2 protein-coding genes and 1 pseudogene are annotated in these 2,540 nt (G+C 70.4%); all 3 read right to left on the minus strand.

The features are described from left to right. The coding region (locus RWR81_RS13635; protein WP_314458240.1) for a DUF4011 domain-containing protein at positions 1 to 495 on the minus strand (495 nt) is incomplete at its 3' end. A 379-nt stretch (positions 496 to 874) separates the two neighbouring features. Further along, entirely contained in the window at positions 875 to 2,053 is a 1,179-nt protein-coding gene (locus RWR81_RS13640; protein WP_314458241.1) for an ABC transporter ATP-binding protein, read from the minus strand. After that, positions 2,050 to 2,540, minus strand: a pseudogene (locus RWR81_RS13645) (iron ABC transporter permease); the annotation flags it as partial. The pseudogene RWR81_RS13645 and the gene RWR81_RS13640, both read right to left, overlap by 4 nt.

Genomic DNA, 2,540 nt, shown 5'->3' on the forward strand with positions numbered 1-2,540 from the left:
CCTGAAGTCGTCGCCGGTGCGCTCGAGGTTCACCGGGATGAGGATGAGCGGGGAGAGCAGCCGGTTGCCATCGCTCTCCCACGCCAGGGTCCCGATGACCAGGTAGAGGTTGTTGGCACCAGTCTCCTCAACGCCGGTGCGGGCGCTGGTGGCCAGAGTCTGGAGGCGGTGCACGCGCTCATTGGTGGTGAGCTCGACCTCGACGGTTCGTTCCTTCAGGAGCGAGTCCGCACGATCCTGTTCCCGACGGAGGTCTTCACCGGACGGCTCAGCAGACCGGTGGTCTCCCGCAGTGAGCGTGATGAATTGCTTGTCATTGACAAGGTCCTCGAACTCACCGATGAGCGCCGGAGGGACACGCAACTCCACGGCATGGCGGGAGGTGCGATTGATGAGGGGATTGCGCAGGGAGAGGTCGAGCAGGCTCTTCTGCCAGTTTTGGACCTGTTTGGGCGCCTTGGAAACGGACAGATGGTCAGGGGTCATGGAGTTCATGCGGTTCATGGGTGGTGTAGGGATGTGCGTCATCTCGCTCGCCCGAATCAGCTGGGCCGACTCGGACGCCCCGCACACCACGAGCCTGTCGTTGAGGGACGCCGATGGCCACCGGTGGACGGCCGCTGCGGGCAGGGGATAGGGATTGCTCCGGCCGACAAGCACAGATTACAACGGCGCTACGACACGATCGGACACCACTCGTCCCAGACATCCTTCCTCCGAGCGTTCGTAGGGTAGGCCGCCCCCGCGCCGGCAGCGGACGGTCTCCCCGCCCTTCCTCCGCGCGTTCGTAGGGTAGGCCGCGCGTTCGTACCCTCAACCCCCGCGAGCCATAAGGCACGAACGCGACGCCCCAGTACTGGCCCCGGCCGGGGTTTCACAGGCGGGCGGTGCGAGCGGGGTCGAGACGCAGGGTCACGTGCTCGCCAGCGTCGTGGGGACTCTGCGCCAGAGCAGTGACTCGGGTCAGCTCACCGTTTCCGACAGTATCGGCTACAACCTCCATGCCAGCATCGATCAGCTCGGCAGGCTTCTCAGTCGCGGCCTTGGTGACAGCGCCAGCATGCTCGGTTGATCCGACTGACCCAGCCAATTCGACATGCTCAGCCGGTTCCGCGTGCTCTGACGGTTCGGTGATACCGGTCAGCGTGGCGAGCCGCTCGGGGTTGAGCTCGACCTCGGCCTCCCACTGGCCGCGGCGCAGTCGCGAGGCCAGCACGGTGGCCGGCAAGGACTCCGCGGACCTGCCCCGCTCCCCTGGCTCCCCCGCTGCCTCAGCCACGCGCAGCGCACCGGGCGCGAGGGCGAGGTCGCCGACGACGTCGAATCCCAGGAACCGCGCCACCTTGCTGCTGCCGGGGTCGGCCCACAGGCGTTGGGGGGTGTCCAGGCGCAGGAGGCGGCCGGCCTCCATGACTCCGACCCGGTCGGCCACGGTCATGGCCTCGTCCTGGTCGTGGGTGACGTAGAGCGCCGTGGTGCCGCCCTGGCGCAGGATGGCGCGCACGTCGGTGGCCAGTTGCTCGCGTAGGGCCCGGTCCAGGGCGGACAGGGGCTCGTCGAGCAGTAGCAGCCTCGGCGCCGGTGCCAGCGCCCGGGCCAGGGCCACCCGCTGGGCCTGCCCGCCGGACAGGGTCGTCACGCGTCGCCGTTCGAAGCCGGGCAGACCGACGAGCTCGAGCATCTCGCGCACCCGCTCGCCCCGCTGGGCGCGCGGCAGGCCGTTGAGCCCGTAGGCGATGTTGCCGCCGACGTCGCGGTGCTCGAAGAGCTGGCCGTCCTGGAACATGAGTCCGAAGCCGCGCTTGTGGACGGGCACGCGCACCATGCTCCGCTCGTCCCAGGCGACCTCGCCGCCGGCCACGTCCTCCAGGCCGGCCACCGCTCGCAGCAGCGAGGACTTGCCACAGCCGGAGGCCCCCAGGAGGGCGACGACCTCACCGGCGGCCACGTCCAGGTCGACGCCGTCGACGGCGTGCAGGTCCCCGTAGGTCACGGCAAGGCCGCGGACCGACAGGCCCGCAGAAGCACTGGTGTCGCTGGCGCTCGGGCTCATGGCCGCTCGCCTCCCTCCGTCCTGGGCCCGCGCGATCGGACCGTCTCGTTGTCTTCGCCCGCCGCTCGCCGGCCGGTGTCCGTAGAGGTTCCGCACTCCAGGGTCGGCTGATGTGCCGACGCCCCACCCAACCTCGACGTCGCACCCGCGGGTCCACCTGGTCCGGGACCGAACCGGGTCTGGAGCCACTCGCAGCCGAGCATGACGGTGGCACTGCCCACCGCCAGGACCACGCCGCCGGCCAGCGCCATCCCCTGGTTCTGGGAGCCGGGGCTGCCGATGAGCCGGTAGACGACCACCGGCAGGGTCGGCTCCTGAGGGCGGGCCAGGAACGATGTCGCCCCGAACTCCCCCAGCGACGTCGCCAGGGCGAAACCGGCCGCCAGCCCTCCGGCGCGTAGCAGCTGGGGCCCGTCCACGGTCAGCAGCACACGGCCGGGCCCGGCCCCCAGGGCGGCCGCCGCCTCGCGCTGGCGCGGGTCGATGG

The organism is uncultured Actinomyces sp. (genome assembly GCF_963526355.1).
Taxonomy (GTDB): Bacteria; Actinomycetota; Actinomycetes; order Actinomycetales; family Actinomycetaceae; genus Actinomyces.